Annotated in this window: 15 protein-coding genes; 7 read left to right on the top strand and 8 right to left on the bottom strand. The window is 37.9% G+C overall.

Annotated elements, in window-relative coordinates:
* Positions 1-121 precede the first annotated feature (121 nt).
* Both fldB and srmB read left to right on the top strand, forming a co-directional pair.
* On the top strand, positions 122-646 hold the full coding sequence (fldB, locus tag AC27HL_RS08475) for a flavodoxin FldB (RefSeq protein WP_487080539.1): 525 nt from the start codon (positions 122-124) through the stop codon (positions 644-646).
* Between the two features lie 102 nt (positions 647-748).
* The gene (gene srmB / locus AC27HL_RS08470; protein WP_487080538.1) at positions 749-1,984 is read left to right on the top strand and encodes an ATP-dependent RNA helicase SrmB; all 1,236 of its coding nucleotides are present in this window, start codon (positions 749-751) and stop codon (positions 1,982-1,984) included.
* 86 nt (positions 1,985-2,070) lie between these two features.
* Here srmB and AC27HL_RS08465 read toward each other — a convergent pair whose 3' ends face one another.
* The gene (locus tag AC27HL_RS08465; RefSeq protein ID WP_487080537.1) at positions 2,071-2,856 is read right to left on the bottom strand and encodes a MipA/OmpV family protein; all 786 of its coding nucleotides are present in this window, start codon (positions 2,854-2,856) and stop codon (positions 2,071-2,073) included.
* 353 nt (positions 2,857-3,209) lie between these two features.
* Between AC27HL_RS08465 and AC27HL_RS08460 the strand changes: the two genes are divergently transcribed.
* Positions 3,210-4,277, top strand: coding sequence for a FecR family protein (locus AC27HL_RS08460; RefSeq protein ID WP_487080536.1), 1,068 nt, complete (start codon positions 3,210-3,212; stop codon positions 4,275-4,277).
* Between the two features lie 87 nt (positions 4,278-4,364).
* Entirely contained in the window at positions 4,365-7,238 is a 2,874-nt protein-coding gene (locus tag AC27HL_RS08455) for a TonB-dependent receptor domain-containing protein (protein WP_487080535.1), read from the top strand.
* On the opposite strand, the gene AC27HL_RS08450 is transcribed toward AC27HL_RS08455, so the two are convergent.
* Positions 7,235-7,807, bottom strand: coding sequence for a lipid-binding SYLF domain-containing protein (locus AC27HL_RS08450; protein WP_487080534.1), 573 nt, complete (start codon positions 7,805-7,807; stop codon positions 7,235-7,237). The genes AC27HL_RS08455 and AC27HL_RS08450 overlap by 4 nt on opposite strands.
* A gap of 241 nt (positions 7,808-8,048) precedes the next feature.
* Positions 8,049-8,822 (bottom strand): peroxide stress protein YaaA, encoded by a 774-nt coding sequence (gene yaaA, locus AC27HL_RS08445; protein WP_487080533.1) that lies wholly within the window; start codon positions 8,820-8,822, stop codon positions 8,049-8,051.
* Positions 8,823-9,122: 300 nt separating this feature from the next.
* On the opposite strand from yaaA, the gene tal reads away from it, so the two are divergent.
* The 3 genes from tal to AC27HL_RS08430 all read left to right on the top strand — a co-directional run bounded on the left by tal (position 9,123) and on the right by AC27HL_RS08430 (position 10,960).
* Positions 9,123-10,076 carry a transaldolase gene (tal, locus tag AC27HL_RS08440; protein WP_487080532.1) on the top strand — a complete coding sequence of 318 codons (954 nt, stop codon included), beginning with the start codon at positions 9,123-9,125 and terminating at the stop codon, positions 10,074-10,076.
* Positions 10,077-10,210: 134 nt separating this feature from the next.
* Complete coding sequence (locus AC27HL_RS08435) at positions 10,211-10,384, top strand: DUF3545 family protein (RefSeq protein ID WP_487080531.1); 174 nt, start codon at positions 10,211-10,213, stop codon at positions 10,382-10,384.
* A gap of 66 nt (positions 10,385-10,450) precedes the next feature.
* The gene (locus AC27HL_RS08430; protein ID WP_487080530.1) at positions 10,451-10,960 is read left to right on the top strand and encodes a DUF6942 family protein; all 510 of its coding nucleotides are present in this window, start codon (positions 10,451-10,453) and stop codon (positions 10,958-10,960) included.
* A gap of 7 nt (positions 10,961-10,967) precedes the next feature.
* Here the strand turns inward: AC27HL_RS08430 and AC27HL_RS08425 are convergent, their stop codons facing one another.
* The 5 genes from AC27HL_RS08425 to AC27HL_RS08405 all read right to left on the bottom strand — a co-directional run bounded on the left by AC27HL_RS08425 (position 10,968) and on the right by AC27HL_RS08405 (position 18,017).
* Positions 10,968-11,741 carry an EAL domain-containing protein gene (locus tag AC27HL_RS08425; RefSeq protein WP_487080529.1) on the bottom strand — a complete coding sequence of 258 codons (774 nt, stop codon included), beginning with the start codon at positions 11,739-11,741 and terminating at the stop codon, positions 10,968-10,970.
* A gap of 156 nt (positions 11,742-11,897) precedes the next feature.
* Positions 11,898-14,183, bottom strand: coding sequence for a DNA topoisomerase IV subunit A (parC, locus tag AC27HL_RS08420; RefSeq protein ID WP_487080528.1), 2,286 nt, complete (start codon positions 14,181-14,183; stop codon positions 11,898-11,900).
* A gap of 145 nt (positions 14,184-14,328) precedes the next feature.
* Positions 14,329-15,570 carry a GGDEF domain-containing protein gene (locus tag AC27HL_RS08415; protein WP_487080527.1) on the bottom strand — a complete coding sequence of 414 codons (1,242 nt, stop codon included), beginning with the start codon at positions 15,568-15,570 and terminating at the stop codon, positions 14,329-14,331.
* Between the two features lies 1 nt (position 15,571).
* A complete protein-coding gene (locus tag AC27HL_RS08410) occupies positions 15,572-17,392 on the bottom strand; it encodes a diguanylate cyclase (protein ID WP_487080526.1) in 1,821 nt (606 codons plus the stop codon).
* Between the two features lie 226 nt (positions 17,393-17,618).
* A complete protein-coding gene (locus tag AC27HL_RS08405) occupies positions 17,619-18,017 on the bottom strand; it encodes a VOC family protein (protein ID WP_487080525.1) in 399 nt (132 codons plus the stop codon).
* Positions 18,018-18,119 lie beyond the last annotated feature (102 nt).

Raw genomic sequence — 18,119 nt, 5'->3', positions numbered from 1 at the left:
TATTTATTACTGTTGTTCTTGATTTAAACTAGTATTAACTGCCGTATATTTGCTAAAATCTCAATAAAATCACTCCCGTCACCCTATGTTTCGGTTTTATAACCTTCGGTACACTTAATCAATGAATATTGCACTATTTTATGGCTCGACCACATGCTATACCGAAATGGCAGCAGAAAAAATTCAAGCAGAGTTAGGCACTCAGTGCGTATCTTTATTCAATATTAAAGACACTGCGCTAACAGAAATGTCGGTCCACGATATTTTGATACTTGGTATTTCGACATGGGACTATGGTGAAATTCAAGAAGATTGGGAAGGACATTGGCCTGACATTGCTAATATAGACTTAGAAGGCAAAATAGTTGCTTTGTATGGTATGGGTGATCAAATAGGCTATACCGAATGGTTTCAAGACGCCCTTGGCATGTTACATGATCAAGTTATCGCGCAAGGAGGCTATGTAATAGGTTACTGGCCCAATCAAGGCTACGAATTTGCCGCATCAAAAGCACTAACCGAGGATCAACAAAACTTTGTTGGTTTGGCGCTTGATGAAGACAATCAATATAATTTAAGTGATGAGCGCATTCACACTTGGTGCCAACAAATCAAATCAGAAATTAACGATATACTCGCTGATTAGCAAAAATATCTTAATAAATAGACAATTTTGGCAAGATCTTTAGGATAAATCGGATTTTGCCATTATAATCCGCAACTAATTACCTTTGAAGAAAATTATTACATGTTTACTCAGTTTGACCTAGATTCCGCATTGTTGGGCGGTATTGAAAATGCCGGTTTTAAAAAGCCTACATCGATTCAAGAATTAGTATTACCCGTTGCTATGACAGGTAAAGACGTACTTGCTTCAGCGCCTACAGGAACAGGAAAAACAGCCGCATTTATACTACCTGCTGCGCAACATTTATTAGACTACCCGCGCAGTAAGCCAGGCTTTCCTCGTGTGCTTATTTTGTCACCGACACGAGAATTGGCCATACAAACGCATGAGCAATGTCAGAAGTTAACAGCGCACACTAAACTTAAATCTGGCGTTATTACCGGTGGCGTAAACTATGGCAGTCACAAAGACATTTTAACAACAAATACCGATATTTTAGTTGCCACACCAGGCCGTTTAATGGAGTACATCGAAACGGAACAGTTTGATACTCGGGAAATTGAAGTGTTAATTTTAGATGAAGCCGATCGTATGCTGGATATGGGCTTTGCCGAGATTATCAATCGCATTGTTGCAGAAGCACGCTGGCGAAAGCAAACTATGTTGTTCTCAGCAACACTTGAAGGTTCAGCCGTATTAAGGTTTTCTCGCGAAATCCTCAATGAACCAGCATTTTTAGAGGCAAACCCGTCAAGAAAAGAAAAAGCTAAAATTCACCAATGGCTGCACCTTGCTGATAATAAAGAACATAAAATCGCATTGTTACTTAACCTGTTAAAGCAAGAAGAATTAGAGCGTGTTGTTGTTTTTGCCAATAAACGTGAAACCGTGCAATACCTATCAGGTAAACTTTACGGCGATGACGTGCCTTGTGTTTGGTTAGAAGGAAAAATGCTGCAAGACAAACGTAATACCTCTGTCGAGCGCTTACGTAATGGCACCGTCAATGTGCTCGTGGCAACAGATGTTGCCGCGCGTGGTTTAGATATCGACGATATCACTCACGTCATTAATTTTGATATGCCACGCACCGCTGATATTTATTTACACCGTATTGGGCGAACTGGCCGTGCTGGTAATAAAGGCACGGCGATTTCATTAGTTGAAGCGCATGATATGGCCGTTGTTGGCAAAATTGAGCGCTACGTTAACGAACGTCTTCCGCGTCGCGTTATTGAAGAGCTAAGACCAAAAAATAAAGAGGCACGTGTTGCCATCAAAAAAGCAAAAGTGAAAAAAACTGCTGCACAGAAAAAAGCAAAAGCAAAGAAACAGGCTAAGCGCAAGAAAAAATAAACTTGCTACACAGATAACATTAAGCCTAAATTTACCTAAGGTTTAATGTTATCTAACGACTTTTAAATCAAATAGGCGTATTACTACTAGAAACTGTAGCTCGCGCCAATAAATATCCCTGTTACCTTATCCTCACCAATTAATGGACTATCGGCAATCGCATCATCGAGTTTAGTGTATTGTGCCGACGCTATTACATTCCAATCAGTATTTAGCTGATAAAATGCCGATAATCCAACACTATAATTGGTTGCTGAACCTACGGTATATGCCGTTCTACCAACACTAACATCCACCTGTGTATCTGAAACACCGTAAATGTAATTTGCATAATCACTACTTTGCCAATGTACTGTCGCCTCTGCTTGCACCATAAAATCTTTGCCAATATTAAAAATAGGAACTTCGATGCCTAGATCTGCGGTTAAGCCTTTTGAATGGCCAGAAATATCTTGTTCAACACTTAAATTAACAAACTGCCAATAACCTTCAACCTTAACGGTTAAGTCGGCTTCTGGTGATTTATAACCTTTGAAAACTTCATCAGTAGATGATTCAGAGCCCATAAACTTGTCAGTATCATAACCTTCATTTCTATAATTTACGCCAACACTTAAGCCGAAATCTTCTTCATTTAATACGCTATACGAAACAATGCCATCTTGGCCAATAAGCCAATTACCATACTTTGCCGACAACATAGGTGCTAAACCTTGTTTTGAATCAGTTCCCTTCCATGCTTCATTAGCACTATATACACCAAGCCCCGTAGTAAACTGCCACTCTTGTGCATGTATAGCTTGCGACATTGCAATTAAGCTTAGTATTGAACCAGCGAATAATGTTTTCGTTATTTTGTTAAGGTTTTGCATCTAAATATCTCCTGTAATTAATGGCAATATTGTAACTTGACGATAATTAGATAACCGTTGCGTTAATGTTCACTAATGTTTAAAAACTGTAATTATTAGTCGTTAAAGTGCACGAATTAAATCGGAAGCATATCGAGAAGGTGTACAGGAATAAATAACTTACCATTAGCAAAAAGTATTTACGCCCAACAAGCGACTTTTAAAGCTTTGAAAGGTTAGTACAGAGGCATAAAGTTATTTATTTATATAATTTAGTCAAATTTCCATAGCAGACTGATAAAAATTGCTTTAGAGTAAATCCCAGTGAAAAACTGTATTAATTTGTAATCTCCGCTGTAGAAATAAAAAAATAAATGATAACCAAGACGTCAAACGATAAAAAATCGGTCCAAGAACAAGCAAACTTTTGGATAACGCGCCTTGATAAAGGAATGTCTAGCGCTGAAAAGCAACAGTTAATTGCCTGGCTTAATCAAGATAAAGCCCACTATTGTGCGTTACGTAGAATGACGACCTTATGGGGCGATATCAGCACCCAGTATGACCTACAAGGCATATTTGAAGCCCCGAGCGACAAAAACTCTCGTCGAGATTACATAATGAAGGGAAGTTTAGCTGCGAGTATATTTGCCATTGCAATGCTAACCGTAAACCTTGTAAGTGAGATTGACAAACTTTGGCAATCACCTAATAACAGTCATTCTCAGCCACTTGCCTACCAAACGTTTAAAACCTTATTCGGCCAACAAAAACAAATTACCTTAACTGATGGTAGTGCCGTTACATTAAATACCAACACAGTTATTGAAGTAGCTTATAGCAAACTGCAACGTAAAATAACCTTAATTCGTGGCGAAGCTAAGTTTGACGTTGCTAAAGATAAAAATCGACCGTTCTCAGTAATTTCGGGAGGTAAGTCTTTTACAGCACTAGGCACTATTTATAACGTACAGCGCTACAATGATAGCGATATGGAACTGTTAGTCGAAGAAGGTAAAGTTTTAGTCAGCGACGTAAACACACCGCGTGCAACTTTATTAAAAACAATAACTAGTTCTAACCTAGATTCACTAACTAACAAAGAAAAAAATAATATAGTCGCTGCTGGTAAAAAAATCGCTATCCACCAACATAATATTAAGCAAGTGCAGACTCTAAGCGCATCAGAAATTGAAAAAGATCTTGCTTGGCAACAAGGTATGCTTATCTTCAATGGTGAACCATTAACGCAAGTACTCGCTGAAATTCAACGTTATAACGCGGTAAATTTTGCTCCTATTGCGGATAATATGGCTAACATAAAAGTATCTGGATACTTTAAAACTGATGATATAAATGGCTTGCTACAATCATTAAATTATAATTTTGCTATTAGCTATCATAAACTTAATAGCAACACCTTTGTACTAAGTCGCTCTTAATATTATTTAATTCATGTTAGGCTAAAATAAGTTAGTGAGTTCATAGCCTGAAAAATTAAAATAATCGCTTTATTGGAACGTTAAACATTGAAAGCAACCACCTTTTATTTCAGTTTGATAAAGACAATTAAGAACTTATATCAAGGAAGTAAAAATTGGCTATCCTGCTTCACAATAGCAACATTACTGTTATCGACAACATCTAAAGCCGCTGATCTTATCTATTTCAATATCCCATCACAAAACGCAAACCATGCGTTAATTGATTTCGGTCAGCAAAGCCAACACACGGTGTTATTTCCATTTGAAATAACTAAAAACATTCAAACTAATGCCGTTAAAGGCTATTACACTGTTGATTTTGCGTTAAATAAATTACTTAGAAATTCAGGCTTGGTTCTTGTTAAGAATAAGGATAACGTCATTGCCATAGCACAAGCATCACAAAATGAAAGTGCAAGCATTCCCGAGGAAAATACACAAAAAAGCCGTAGTCAAACGCCAGTTCCAGTTAACAGTATTGAAAAAATAGCCATAGTTGGTAGCCGAACAGCTCGTCGTTCTATTACTGATTTACCTGTACCTGTTGATATTTTACCATTTAAACAATTAAAGCAATCAGGCCAAACTAATGTTGGCAATATGCTACAAGCTATCGCGCCTTCATTTAACTTTTCAAAATCAGCAATTAGCGATGGCAGTGATGTATTACAACCCGCCACATTAAGAGGTTTAGGGCCAGATCAAACCTTAGTATTAGTGAATGGCAAACGTCGACACCAAGCAAGTTTAATTCATATTAATAACTCTGTTGGCCGTGGCACCGCAGGTACCGATTTAAATGCCATTCCACTAGCGGCAATAAAACGTATAGAAATATTACGTGACGGCGCAGCAGCCCAGTACGGCTCTGACGCCATTGCCGGAGTAATTAATATCGTACTTAAAGATGATACTGAAACTGACTATAGTGAATTATCCTACGGACAATACTCCCAAGGCGACGGAGCAAGCCAACAAATAGAGTTTTCGAAAAATATCTCACTGTTTGAGCAAGGTTATGCCAATATTTCAGGGAGTATTTCTGATCATCAAGCAACTAATCGTGCAGGCCTGCACGGTTCATGTATCTATCACGGATGCATAAAAGAAAAAAACTCCATCTATAGCACGTCAAACCCTAGAGAGTTAACAGCAAAGCGAGATAACTTTCAGGTGGGCAACCCGAAATACATACAACAAGCTTGGGTAGTCAATGCTGGCTACAACACAGATGTAGGCGAGCTTTATGGCTTTGCAACATATTCAACACGGGACAACACCTCAGCTGCATTTTTTCGTACAGCCAAAAATGCCCAAACAAACCCTCTACTGCAAGACGGCCAAGCAACGTTAATCGATGGCTATCTACCTAAAATTGCATCGACCATTGACGATCACTCATTAAATGTAGGCTATAATTTTGAATTCGATAACGGCATAGCTCTCGATGCTTCATATACCTATGGAAAAAACCAAATAAGCTATCGGACAGAAAATTCGCTAAATGCCTCATACGCCCAGCAACTGTCTTCACAAAATAAACAACCAGCATATATTAGAGCCAATGTGCCAAGAAATGCTCACGCCTATGATTTAAATCTTTCACTACAAACCTTAAACCTAGATATCAGGAAAGATCTAGACTGGACAACGCTTGCACTTGGCATAGAGTATAGAAAAGACCATTATCAAGTTTTGCCTGGAGAAGAATATAGCTATCGAAACTATAACATTGTAGCGGCGAATAACCCGACAAATACTGCTATTGAAGGGATTCAAGGATTTCCAGGTATAGCGCCTAAAGCGACAGTTAATGAAAGCCGCAATGTGCGTTCAATGTATGTAGAGGTTGAGCAGCAATTACTATCAAATTTATTTATTAACACAGCTGCTAGGTTTGATAATTACGACGGTTTTGGCTCTTCAACCAACTTAAAAATTGCGGCGCATTGGCAAAAAAATGACTGGCTCACCTATCGGGCGGCTGTTAATACAGGCTTTCGAGCTCCTTCAATGCAGCAGCTTTTTTTCAATAACACTAGCACCCAATTTCTGGTTAACAGTGACGACAAGCTTATCAGCCAAAAAGTTGCCACCTTTCGAAATGACAGTGCAGTGGCAACGGCTATCGGTATACCTAAACTACAAGAAGAAACGTCAACTAATTTTAGTGTCGGTGCGATAGCCAACTTTGAAAATAATATAACACTGACACTCGACTATTATCATATCGAAATAGATGACCGTATAGTGTTAAGTAGTGGTTTGTCTATGGGCTTAAATACAAGTTTAGACCAGTTACTCATTGTTGAAAATGTCGATAAAGCGCAAGTATTTTTAAATGGTGCAGATACAAAAACACAAGGCCTAGACGTGATAGCAACATGGCAACCAAAGACCGAACACGGCGAGTTAAATATCACCCTTGCTGCCAACTATACTAATACTCAAGTAGAGCGCTTATTTACTCCAAACAATAGCGCTTTAAGTAATGTCGCTGTTGATGATATTTTTTCCAAACACGATGTGGCTATTATTGAAAGCTGGCAACCGGAAAGTAGAATAAATTTCAACTCTCATTACCGCTATCAAAACTGGCAGTTTAATTTAACCTTCAATCATTTTGGTAAATACAAGGTTATCGATGGAGCGCAACAAACCTATGGTGAAAAATGGCTAACGGATATTCGAGTCGAGCATCAACTTGCATCAAATATCAAATTATATATTGGCAGCAATAACCTATTTAATGTTTATCCAGACAAAAATATTATAGGTAACTCTAGAGCGGGAACCATTATCGACCAAGCGGGTAATACAGTAGTCGAAAGTGACGGCATTTTTAAATATTCTCGTCGCGCGGCACCATTTGGCTACAATGGTGCTTACTTCTACGCAGGATTAGCAATAAACTTTTAATTTAAGGCATCAGCGCGCCAAAACTTAGTACCTTTTATCGTTGCCTGTAGCGCTAAACCACTTTCAGTGAAAGTATATACAGTAACATCGCCATAATAAGCTTCTCCTTCAACTGAGCCACCTTTCTTACCTGCTTTGGCTGAGGCATCGGCATTACCGCCAAAAGTCCAGCCTGAGCTAATAAAGTTTTGCATTGCAGCTTCACTATGAAAGACCATCACAATACGATAGTCCTTTACCCCAAAGCCCAAACCTACTCCACCTTCGGCCATATTCATATAGGTGTGCTGCTTTGTTTTCATATTCTTTACCACACCATATCCTGTGCCTGCGGCAAGGAAAATTAAATTAATATTAGCATTAGAAAATACGGCATAACCCGCAGCAGCGTTTAATTGTGACCGTGTATCGGGTTTATCAGCAAATAATTGAGTCAAAACCGCATCTTTCATTTGCAAAATTTCTTGCTGCTTCTCCGCTTTACTTCCTTCCCCCATGGTTGCACAAGCCGATAGTATTAGTGTTAAAAGTACCACAAGCAGAGTATTGGTTAGTGTATTTTTAAACATTAAAATTAAGCCCTAGTAAATATTCTTAATTTAAGCGTAGCAGAAACTTAGCCAGGCAACGAAAGCTCTGGTAATAACGCATTTAAAAAGACGGTTTTACGAAGAAAGCTAAGAGTGGTTAGTGAAGGTGGGCGACAAAAAAACTGAACAAAAGCTGGTATCAAAAATCTAAAACATCCGAAAACCAAACCTTAGCATTACTGCTATTAAGTAACACTAAGGCTATTTAAATAGTTATAAGTTATGATTCTTTGCGGGTAAATACCCAATCATTACCTTTACTAAACTCTTTTGAATATTGATAACCTGCAACATCAAATGCTTTTAGTTGCTCAAGCTCAGTAATTTCATTTTCAATAATATAACGTGCCATTAAACCCCGCGCTTTTTTAGCAAAAAAGCTGATCATTTTATATTGGCCATTTTTCCAATCTTTAAATGCCGGTGTAATTACCTCTGCTTTTAATGACTTTTTCTGCACTGACTTAAAATATTCGTTAGACGCTAAGTTAATTAAAATATCGTCACCTTGTTCAGCAATTGCTGTATTTAATTTTTCAGTGATAATGTCGCCCCAAAATTGATACAAATTACTACCGCGTTCATTTTCTAGCTTTTTTCCCATTTCTAAGCGGTACGCTTGCATCAAATCTAACGGTTTTAATAAACCGTACAAGCCAGACAAAATTCTCATGTGCTGTTGAGCAAAAGCAAAGTTTTCTTCACTAAAAGATTTAGCGTCTAAACCAGCATAAACATCACCATTAAATGCCAATACAGCTTGCCTTGCATTATCAACTGTAAACGGCGTTGACCACTGTCCAAAACGCGCGGCATTAAGGCCTGCCAACTTATCACTTATTCCCATTAAGGAACTAATATCTGCTGGGGATAACTTTTTGCATTGCTTTATCAGCACTTTACTGTGCTCAAGCAACTCAGGTTGAGAAAATTTCTCTGTCGCTAAGGGGGAATCATAATCGAGGTTTTTCGCGGGAGAAACAACAAGTAACATGGCTGATTTACTCTTTAATTTAAAATAATTTTTTGTCACTATAACATAAGCAAAAGTGAATATAATCGCCTTAATGAGAGTTTATTAATACCAGAATGCATAACTAATAAAAATATGTCTGATTTCCTCTAAGATATTCCATAATCTGACTTGCTAATTTATGAAAATTTGATACAAATACACATGAATAAGACAGATACCTAGCAATTTCATCTATTTTGCTCGAAAAACGTTGTAATATTTCACCAAAACGTACTCGAAAATTCATTTGATTCCATTATTTTATTCAAGGGACATGTTATGACAGATCAACTTTCTCAACTAAAAGCAATGACCACAGTTGTTGCCGATACCGGTGATATTGAAGCAATTGCCAAGTTTCAACCTCAAGACGCAACGACTAATCCGTCATTACTATTAAAAGCAGCATCGCTAGCAAATTACCAGCATTTGCTGGCAGCATCAGTTGAATGGGCGAAATCACAATCAAATGATACCGAGCAGCAAGTTATAGATGCGGCTGATAAGCTCTCAGTATTAATTGGTTTAGAAATTTTAAAAATAATTCCGGGAAGAATTTCGACAGAGGTAGATGCTCGTTTATCATTTGATACCCAAGCGTCAATTGCCAAAGGTAAAAAACTAATTGCCATGTACAATGAAGCCGGCATCAGTAATGACCGAATTTTAATTAAAGTAGCCTCAACTTGGGAAGGTATAAAAGCCGCTGAGCAGCTAGAAAAAGAAGGTATTAACTGTAACTTAACCTTACTATTTAATTTTGCCCAAGCTCAAGCGTGTGCAGAGGCTAATATTTATTTAATCTCACCATTTGTTGGTCGCATCCTTGACTGGCATAAAAAGGCTACCGGCAAGAGTGACTATTTAGCCGCTGAAGATCCAGGGGTAATTTCAGTCAGCAGTATTTATAACTATTACAAAGCAAAAGGTTATAAAACCGTGGTTATGGGGGCAAGCTTCCGCAATACTGGTGAAATACTAGAATTAGCCGGCTGTGATCGATTAACCATTAGTCCAAACTTAATGGATGAATTAGCAAACTCAGAGCAAGTAGTTAAGCAAAAATTATTTTCTGAACAACCGGCAATCGCAGAAGAAGCGCAATTAACAGAAGCGAAATTTAGATGGCTAATGAACCAAGATGCCATGGCAACAGAAAAACTTGCTGAAGGAATTCGTAACTTTGCCATTGACCAAGAAAAATTAGAGCAACAGTTACTTGCCATGCTTTAAATACCGGTTAACATTTTTTTAAGATCGGATTTGCATAATTTGAGGTTTTTGTAACATAAATGCAAAAAAGTGTTTCTATTTTTCATGTAACTATGGTATTTAAAAGGTGCAGTTGTAGAAAAAAGGAGCATACCATGGCAAAACTTCAAAAAGTGTTGGACTCTTTAGCAGGACAACCTAAATCAAGTTCTAGTAATAATAAAAAAAGAAAATGGCGTGAAATTGAACAACTGAAAGAAAAATTTCAACTTGAAAAAGATCTCAGAACTTTTGATGACTCTTTAGAATATATGTTGGAAGAGTTTTAACTAGCTCGGCGCTAAGCAAAACGACTAAAACCCGGTAGTAGCCGGGTTTTTTATTGGAAAAACACCATGAATCAAAACTTAGTTGGCCTAGGAAGCGAACACGCAACCCTATATTTTTATATTAAAAATCGCCCTCCTATTGCAAGCTACCAAGAATTATCCAGCCTCAAAAAAGTCACTATTGGAGAAATAGCCCATATTGGTAATGAAACAGGTAATCATTGGCGAAAAATATTCAACGTTTACGCGAAATTAATGTTTGAACTTGCACCCGATAAGTTTACAAATTGGCAATCGTTACGTGATGAACAGCTCTTGCAAGAAACAAAACACTGCTTATTGTTTTCAAAGCCACAGTTTTCAAATGCCCAGTCAAATAAAGTTCACATTATTTTGGGTAAAGGCTATGCCGAGCAACTTGGTTTAGTAAAAGAGTGTCATTGGCTCAGTAATGATTTTGCTATTAACCAAGAGCAGCAACTGATCATATCCCCCTATTTCGATTATCGACAGTTGTCGAATATAAAAATCACACAACTTTCTCGCCTCATTACACAACTCCAAGAAGCACAATAAATGGCCTTTACTGTGCTTTAAGGTTTTGCCAATGCTGAACAATTAAATGCTCAGGATATTCTCTTACAGGCTCTAATTCTGGCGTTGCTAAGTAAAAACCTTGGGCATGCACCATGCCAAGCTTTTTAAGTAACTTAAATTCCTCTAGGCACTCAATACCTTCCACAACAATTTCTGCTTCCGCGGCACAAGCAAGTTCAAAAATGGCTTGCAAAAACTTTTGCTTAAAACAGTCTTGGTGACAGCTCTCAACAAAATACCGGTCAATTTTAACAATATTTGGTAATAGTTGACTCCAAAGCTTTAAACCTGAGTAGCCAGCTCCTAAATCATCTATTGCGACATTAAAACCAAATTGACGATACTTAGCCAATGCCTGACGTAGCATGTCGTTATTAGGCAGCGGATACTTTTCACTTAACTCAATAACAATTTGCTGGCAATTAAGTCCTGCTTGCTCAACAAATTTAATGGTTTCGCCTTGAGGGTGATTCTTATTTAATAACACAAGTGGACTAATATTAAGAAATAACTTACCACTTAATTTTAATTCGGAAAAACGTTTAATCGCTTTGTCTCGGCAGAGTATTTCCAATTCCGAAAGTAACCCAGCCTGAGTTGCTTTTTCAAACAAAATATCAGGAGAGTATAACGGGCTGTTTTTCGGGCCACGCGTTAGTGCTTCATAGCCTGTAATATCTTGGGTTTGTATATTAAATATTGGCTGAAAAACAGTATTAACGGCTTTATCTTCAATGATTTTTTTTATATTAACGGTCACATAACTCTCCTAGTTAAAATAATTCTAGGCAAGTTTTATGACAGTTTTATGACTTTCTTAATTATTTATATAAGATAAAGACACACAAAGAAAAGTAGCATAATGATAAAAATACAGCCCTAATATTGATTAAAAGGGCTGTGTAATTGCCCAGTATTAGGCTTCGCTAGTTTCATCAGCTTTGGCGGTGGCCATTTCAATTTCTACGCGATCGACACGTTGTAAACCACGCGGTAGTTTGTTACCTCGACGGCCACGTTCACCTCGATAATGTTCTATATCGCTGGCTTTAAGGGTAAGTTTTCGCTTACCTGCATGTAGCGTGACTGCACTTTCAGGCGACAATACTTCAAGTAAAGTAACAAACTCTTCGCGCGCCTTAGCACGAGCGGCAGGAATATTAATGATTTTATTGCCTTTACCTTTGCTTAATACCGGTAGGTCTCTTAACGGAAACACCAGCATGCGTCCTTCAGAGGTAATTGACAGTACTAATTCTTCATCAACGTTAGTGATAAGTCTTGGGGTCATAACTTTTGCAGAGGCAGACAAACTTAATAATGCTTTACCGTTTTTATTTCGACTGACCATATCAGCAAAACTACCAACAAAACCATAACCAGCATCACTGCTTAACAGATATTTTTGCTCATCTTCTGCCATGACAACTTTTTCAAAGTTCTCACCGCTGGCTAAGTTAAAGCGTCCTGTTAATGGCTCACCTTGGCTACGTGCCGTTGGCAAACTATGGGCATCTGTCGCATAAGAGCGGCCGGAAGAGTCAATAAAAACCACCGGCCGATTACTGCGACCACGGGCATCACATAAGTAATCGTCACCCGACTTATAATTTAACGCTTTCGCATCTATGTCGTGCCCTTTAGCACAACGTGCCCAACCTTTTTCTGAAACCACAACAGTAACCGCTTCGCTTGGCATTAAATCTTTCTCAGACAATGCTTTTGCTTCATTACGCTCCACCAGCACTGAACGGCGATCATCACCGTACTTTTCAGAAGCTTCAAGAATTTCTTTCTTTAGCAAGGTATTCATGCGAGCTTTTGAGTTTAGCGTTTTTTCTAGGTATTCACGTTCTTTATTTAGCTCGTCTTGCTCAGCTCTAATTTTAATTTCTTCAAGTTTGGCAAGTTGACGAAGTTTAATCTCTAAAATTGATTCTGCTTGTCGTTCTGATAACTCAAAGCGCGACATTAATTCAGCTTTCGGGTTATCAAAATTTCTAATAATTTCTATAACTTCATCAATATTTAAATACGCAACTAATAAGCCATCTAAAATATGCAAGCGTGCTAGCACTTTGTCTAAACGGTATTGCAAACGACGGCGAACCGTTTCGCGTCTAAACGTTAGCCACTCACTCAATATCGATTTTATGTCTTTAACCGCTGGCTTATTGTCTAAGCCGATCATGTTTAAGTTAACGCGAAAATTCTTTTCTAGATCTGTGGTGGCAAACAAATGTTGCATCAGTTGCTCGATGTCGACACGATTTGACCTAGGTACTACAACTAAGCGAATCGGGTTTTCATGATCAGACTCATCACGTAAATCAACAACCATTGGCAGTTTCTTTGCCTGCATTTGATTGGCGATTTGCTCTAAAATTTTACCGCCAGAAGCTTGATGTGGCAAAGCGGTAATGACGATTTCGCCATGTAACTGCTCATACACAGCCCGCATTTTGATACTACCACGGCCGGTGCGATATATTTTTTCAATATCCGCCTTAGGGGTAATAATTTCTGCATCTGTTGGGTAGTCAGGTCCTTGTACAATGTCAAGAATATCAGCCAGCTCGGCTTTTGGTTGTTCAATTAAGTGCACACATGCTTGTGCGACTTCTCTAACATTATGTGGAGGAATATCCGTTGCCATACCAACAGCTATGCCAGTGATACCATTTAACAAAATATGTGGTAAGCGTGCCGGTAGATTTTTTGGCTCTTTCATGGTGCCATCAAAATTTGGCGTCCAATCAACCGTACCTTGACCTAACTCAGATAATAATACTTCACTAAATCGCGATAATCGTGCTTCGGTATAACGCATAGCAGCAAATGACTTAGGATCGTCAGGTGCACCCCAGTTACCTTGACCGTCAACCAATGGGTAGCGATAAGAAAAAGGCTGCGCCATTAGCACCATAGCTTCATAACATGCCGAATCGCCGTGTGGATGAAACTTACCTAGCACATCACCGACTGTACGTGCTGACTTCTTATACTTAGCAACCGCCGACAAGCCTAATTCAGACATTGCATAAACAATTCGACGCTGAACCGGTTTTAACCCGTCACCTATATGAGGTAAAGCACGATCCATTATGACGTACATCGAGTAATTTAAATAAGCTTCTTCAGTAAACTGCTTTAAAGGGCGCTGTTCAATACCGTCTAAACTAAAGTCGATTGCATCTGACATGAAGTGTTGTTCCTAAAAGTGTGATTAACGGCTAGTAATTAATCTAATTTTTGTTGTTATGGTTGCTCTATGGCTAGCTTAGCTGATTATGGACAAGGAAAAAATACTTTCCCACGATATTATTGTCCTAGTAGAGGAAATGAAACTATTTGCTATCGGTCGATGAGTTGCTATATACACAATTTCGGCCTTTTTCTTTAGCCTGATACATGGCTAAATCGGCAACATGTAGTAATTGGTCGAAACTTTCTTTAGCATTACGAATACTCGCTAAGCCAATACTCACTGTTACAGCACTTTCTTTACATTCTGGTACAGTACTGTTTTGTGCTTTTTCTCTTATTCGTTCAGCAATAGCGCGTGCTTGATCAAGGTTTGCATCTGGTAAAATGGCAGCGAATTCTTCGCCACCAATACGTGCAAGTACATCACGCGAACGCATGGTTTCACTTGCTAGGTCAGCTATCATGCATATCACTTTATCGCCAATATCATGACCAAAATTATCATTAACGGCCTTAAAGTGGTCAATATCTATCATCAATACGCACAACTCGCTTTGTTCACATACTGCGTTTTCCATATAGCGATTACCATACTTAAAAAAAGCGCGGCGATTAGCTAACTTCGTTAAGCTATCACTTTTCGCGAGTATCTTTAATTGGCGGCGAATTTTAAACTGACGTAACAAGAGAATAAAAAACAAAACAGTAACAACAAGAATCAACCCTATATTAATATTTTGCTGATTCCGCTGCGATTCTGCTCGCAATAATTCGAAGCGTTTTAACTCACCATTTTGACTAAGCAATTGGTTCTCTTCTCGCTTTTTTTCCATCTGATATTTATCATTTAAACGTTTTAAGCGGTTTTTGTTTTGCGCTTTTAAATGACTTGAGAACTTTTTGATATATTTCTTTTTATTATCAAATGCTTCTTTATGTAATCCTTGCTGTTTGTATACATTGGCAAGTATCGAATAAGCACTAGCAAAGTCTGGCGAGTTTAGCTGTGTTTCATCGATATATGACTCAAGCTTAATGGCTTTATTAAGCCAATTAATAACTTTATGTTCTTGTCCTACAATATTGGCAATATTAGCGCGAATAATATGCAATAAATAAGACTCGGCATGATTTAGCGTCAAATCAGACTGGAGTAATTTCTGCAGCTCTATTTGCGCGGCACGGGTATTATGTTCACTAAGTTTTTTTAATGACAGTATTTTTTCGTTGACCGCTAACACTGCAACATTATCTTTTTTCTGAATTAACGATGCACTCGGTGTATTAAAACCTTGCTCTTGGTTACCTAAATCGCTCGCCATCACTTTGCTATTAACCACTGTAATAAACAAGCAACCGAGAAAAATTCTAATAGTATTCATTTCAAATCACCTGATTGCGGCCGGCACTTTTGGCTTGCAAAAGTCGGGCGTCTGCAGCTTTTAATAAGCTGCTAAAGTCTGGGTAATTTTCTTTATGAAATGTTGCTATACCAATACTAACGGTTAAATTTTCAACTTCTTGTGTTTGCCATTTTGCATTTTCAATACGCTCTCGAATACGCTGTGCAACGTCAAATGCTTCCGAATGACTGGTATTTGGTAGCAAAGCAACAAACTCTTCTCCGCCAAAACGACCAAACGTATCACTTTCGCGCATTTGCTGCTGGCCACATATTGCTATTTCTTGCAATGTACTATCACCAATTTTATGGCCATATTTGTCATTAATCTTTTTAAAGAAATCAACATCAATCATACAAACACTATATTCTTGCTGCTGCTCACTAGCTTCAGTAAAACCATTGTTGCCAATTTCCAATAGTCTTCTGCGGTTTATTATCCCGGTTAAGCTATCTATGCGTGTCACTTTAAGCAATTTTTTTTGGCCTTTAATAATTCGATGTAAAAACCACGCTAAAACAAGTAAACAAATGGCTAGTAACGCTGCTAAAATTTTACGATTATTTGCTTCTTCAGTGAGTTTTTGCAACTGGAAGTTTTGCAAACTCTGTTTCTGTTTCAAGATATGCTTTTGTCGAGCGGCAGTTTCACTTTCATACTGTAATCGTAATTCATCTATTTCGGAGGTATCGCGAGATTCATTATAATCGATAGCTTTTAAAAAATACTGCTCTTGCGTGCTATACGCTTCCTGATAACGACCTAAACCATAATAAAGTTTAGCCTTTAGGTACAAGATATTAACTTCACTAGTATCGTAAATATCTTTTGATTTATACTCAAACAATACTTCAGCTTCTTCAAGGTTTAGCAAAGCTTCCTGAAAACGCCCCATTTCCTCCAAAATATAGGCTTTGTCAATAAGGTATTGTAATTTAACTAAATGCTGTTCAACCTCTTTAACGTATTCACCTGCCAATAAAATATATCGGTATGCATTTTCGGTATCTGCATCTTCTTTGTTAAGTAATGCCCAAGCTAAGCTACGATATATTCCAGCAATAAATTCATTACTGGTATTGGGTTGAATTTCACTTTCTAGAACTCTAAATACTTCAATTGCTTGTTCAAAGCGACTCTCATTGGCGTGATTAATAGCAACATTATGCAAACTGTTTAGCGCATAATTATCTTTTCCAGCATTTTTGAAATGTTGGTAAGACTGCTGAAAAAACTCATTCGCTTGATTCTCTTCGCCTAAATATCCATATAATATGCCAAGCTCACTCGTGATATCTCCCATTAAGGCTTCATCATTCATTTCGTTGGCAATCTTAAGCGCCTTATTTAATATGATTAACGACTGTTTGTATTCTTTCTGTAGATAATATGTCGCACCAATATTGATCATGCCACGTGCAATAAACTCTTGGTTATCCATTGACCGCGCCACATCTAAACCATTTTGATAAAACTGAAAGGCGCCGTCTAGATCACCCAAACTTTCCATGGCGAAGCCTTTGGTATAGGCAAGCTCCGCAATTAAGATACTTGGGCTATTCATTTGTTGAGTGAGCTCTAAACCAATTTCTGCTGACGCTTTACTAAATCGGTACAATGCTTGGTCAGAATATGCCTCAGATTGAATACGGTAAAAATTCACTTGGCTAACAATTGGCTGAGACTTTACATCCCCCTGATATGAATTAAGTAATTGCAATGCTGCCTTTGGGTCACTATCAATCAGAAGTTCTGCTTTTTGCAAAAAGACATCAAAATCACTTTGGTTAGCTGACTGCAAAGCAATTGATTTACAAGATATTAACAAAAAAAGAAAGAGAATGCGGCTGTAGTTTTTAATAGTTAATTTAAAAAATACATTTAGCAAATTTTACGCTCCAACAACAATGGCGAACAAACGCCCGATACAGTATAAAACTAATTCGCATAAATATTAAACTGTTATTTTTATCAGCTTTAAATGCCATAAAACTCAGTAAAAAATGAATAAACTAAACTTTATTTTCTCAAATTTGCCAATAGCTTGCTTCAATCTTATTGCCTTCAAGATCAATAATAAAGCAACCATAATATGGTTCACCATATTCTGGCCGGGTTCCCGGTGCGCCATTGCATTGACCACCGGCCTTAATAGCAGCTGCATAAAATTCATCAACTTGTGTACGACTAAGTGCGACAAAACCAAAATGAACACCATTGCCACAACTGGCTACTTTTTTATTAAAAGGTTGTTGTAACCAAAACTCAGGGTAACCTTTTCCATAAGCCACGGCATGCTCATACTCGCTAACTAGTGCAATATTCAAGGTTTGCAAAACTGACGTATAGAAGGCTTTTGCTTTAGCTAAATCATTAGTACCAATCGAGGCATGACATATGCTACGAAGATGACGGTGCTCAATCATAATGGCTCCTATAATGAAACAAAAAAGGTATAGTGCTTAAGTCTATACCTTTTATATTAAAGTGTTCTAGCTAGTGATGAAAATAAAGAAATCTCACCTGTC

The organism is Colwellia aquaemaris (assembly GCF_057548755.1).
This window is presented reverse-complemented; position numbering and strand designations above follow the sequence as displayed.

Coding starts and splice junctions, on each gene's coding strand:
- parC (WP_487080528.1), bottom strand. CDS start 14,183: ATGTCAGATGCAATCGACTTTAGTTTAGACGGTATTGAACAGCGCCCT.
- AC27HL_RS08435 (WP_487080531.1), top strand. CDS start 10,211: ATGGCAAAACTTCAAAAAGTGTTGGACTCTTTAGCAGGACAACCTAAA.
- fldB (WP_487080539.1), top strand. CDS start 122: ATGAATATTGCACTATTTTATGGCTCGACCACATGCTATACCGAAATG.
- AC27HL_RS08430 (WP_487080530.1), top strand. CDS start 10,451: ATGAATCAAAACTTAGTTGGCCTAGGAAGCGAACACGCAACCCTATAT.
- AC27HL_RS08460 (WP_487080536.1), top strand. CDS start 3,210: ATGATAACCAAGACGTCAAACGATAAAAAATCGGTCCAAGAACAAGCA.
- AC27HL_RS08450 (WP_487080534.1), bottom strand. CDS start 7,807: ATGTTTAAAAATACACTAACCAATACTCTGCTTGTGGTACTTTTAACA.
- tal (WP_487080532.1), top strand. CDS start 9,123: ATGACAGATCAACTTTCTCAACTAAAAGCAATGACCACAGTTGTTGCC.
- AC27HL_RS08465 (WP_487080537.1), bottom strand. CDS start 2,856: ATGCAAAACCTTAACAAAATAACGAAAACATTATTCGCTGGTTCAATA.
- AC27HL_RS08415 (WP_487080527.1), bottom strand. CDS start 15,570: ATGAATACTATTAGAATTTTTCTCGGTTGCTTGTTTATTACAGTGGTT.
- AC27HL_RS08405 (WP_487080525.1), bottom strand. CDS start 18,017: ATGATTGAGCACCGTCATCTTCGTAGCATATGTCATGCCTCGATTGGT.
- yaaA (WP_487080533.1), bottom strand. CDS start 8,822: ATGTTACTTGTTGTTTCTCCCGCGAAAAACCTCGATTATGATTCCCCC.
- srmB (WP_487080538.1), top strand. CDS start 749: ATGTTTACTCAGTTTGACCTAGATTCCGCATTGTTGGGCGGTATTGAA.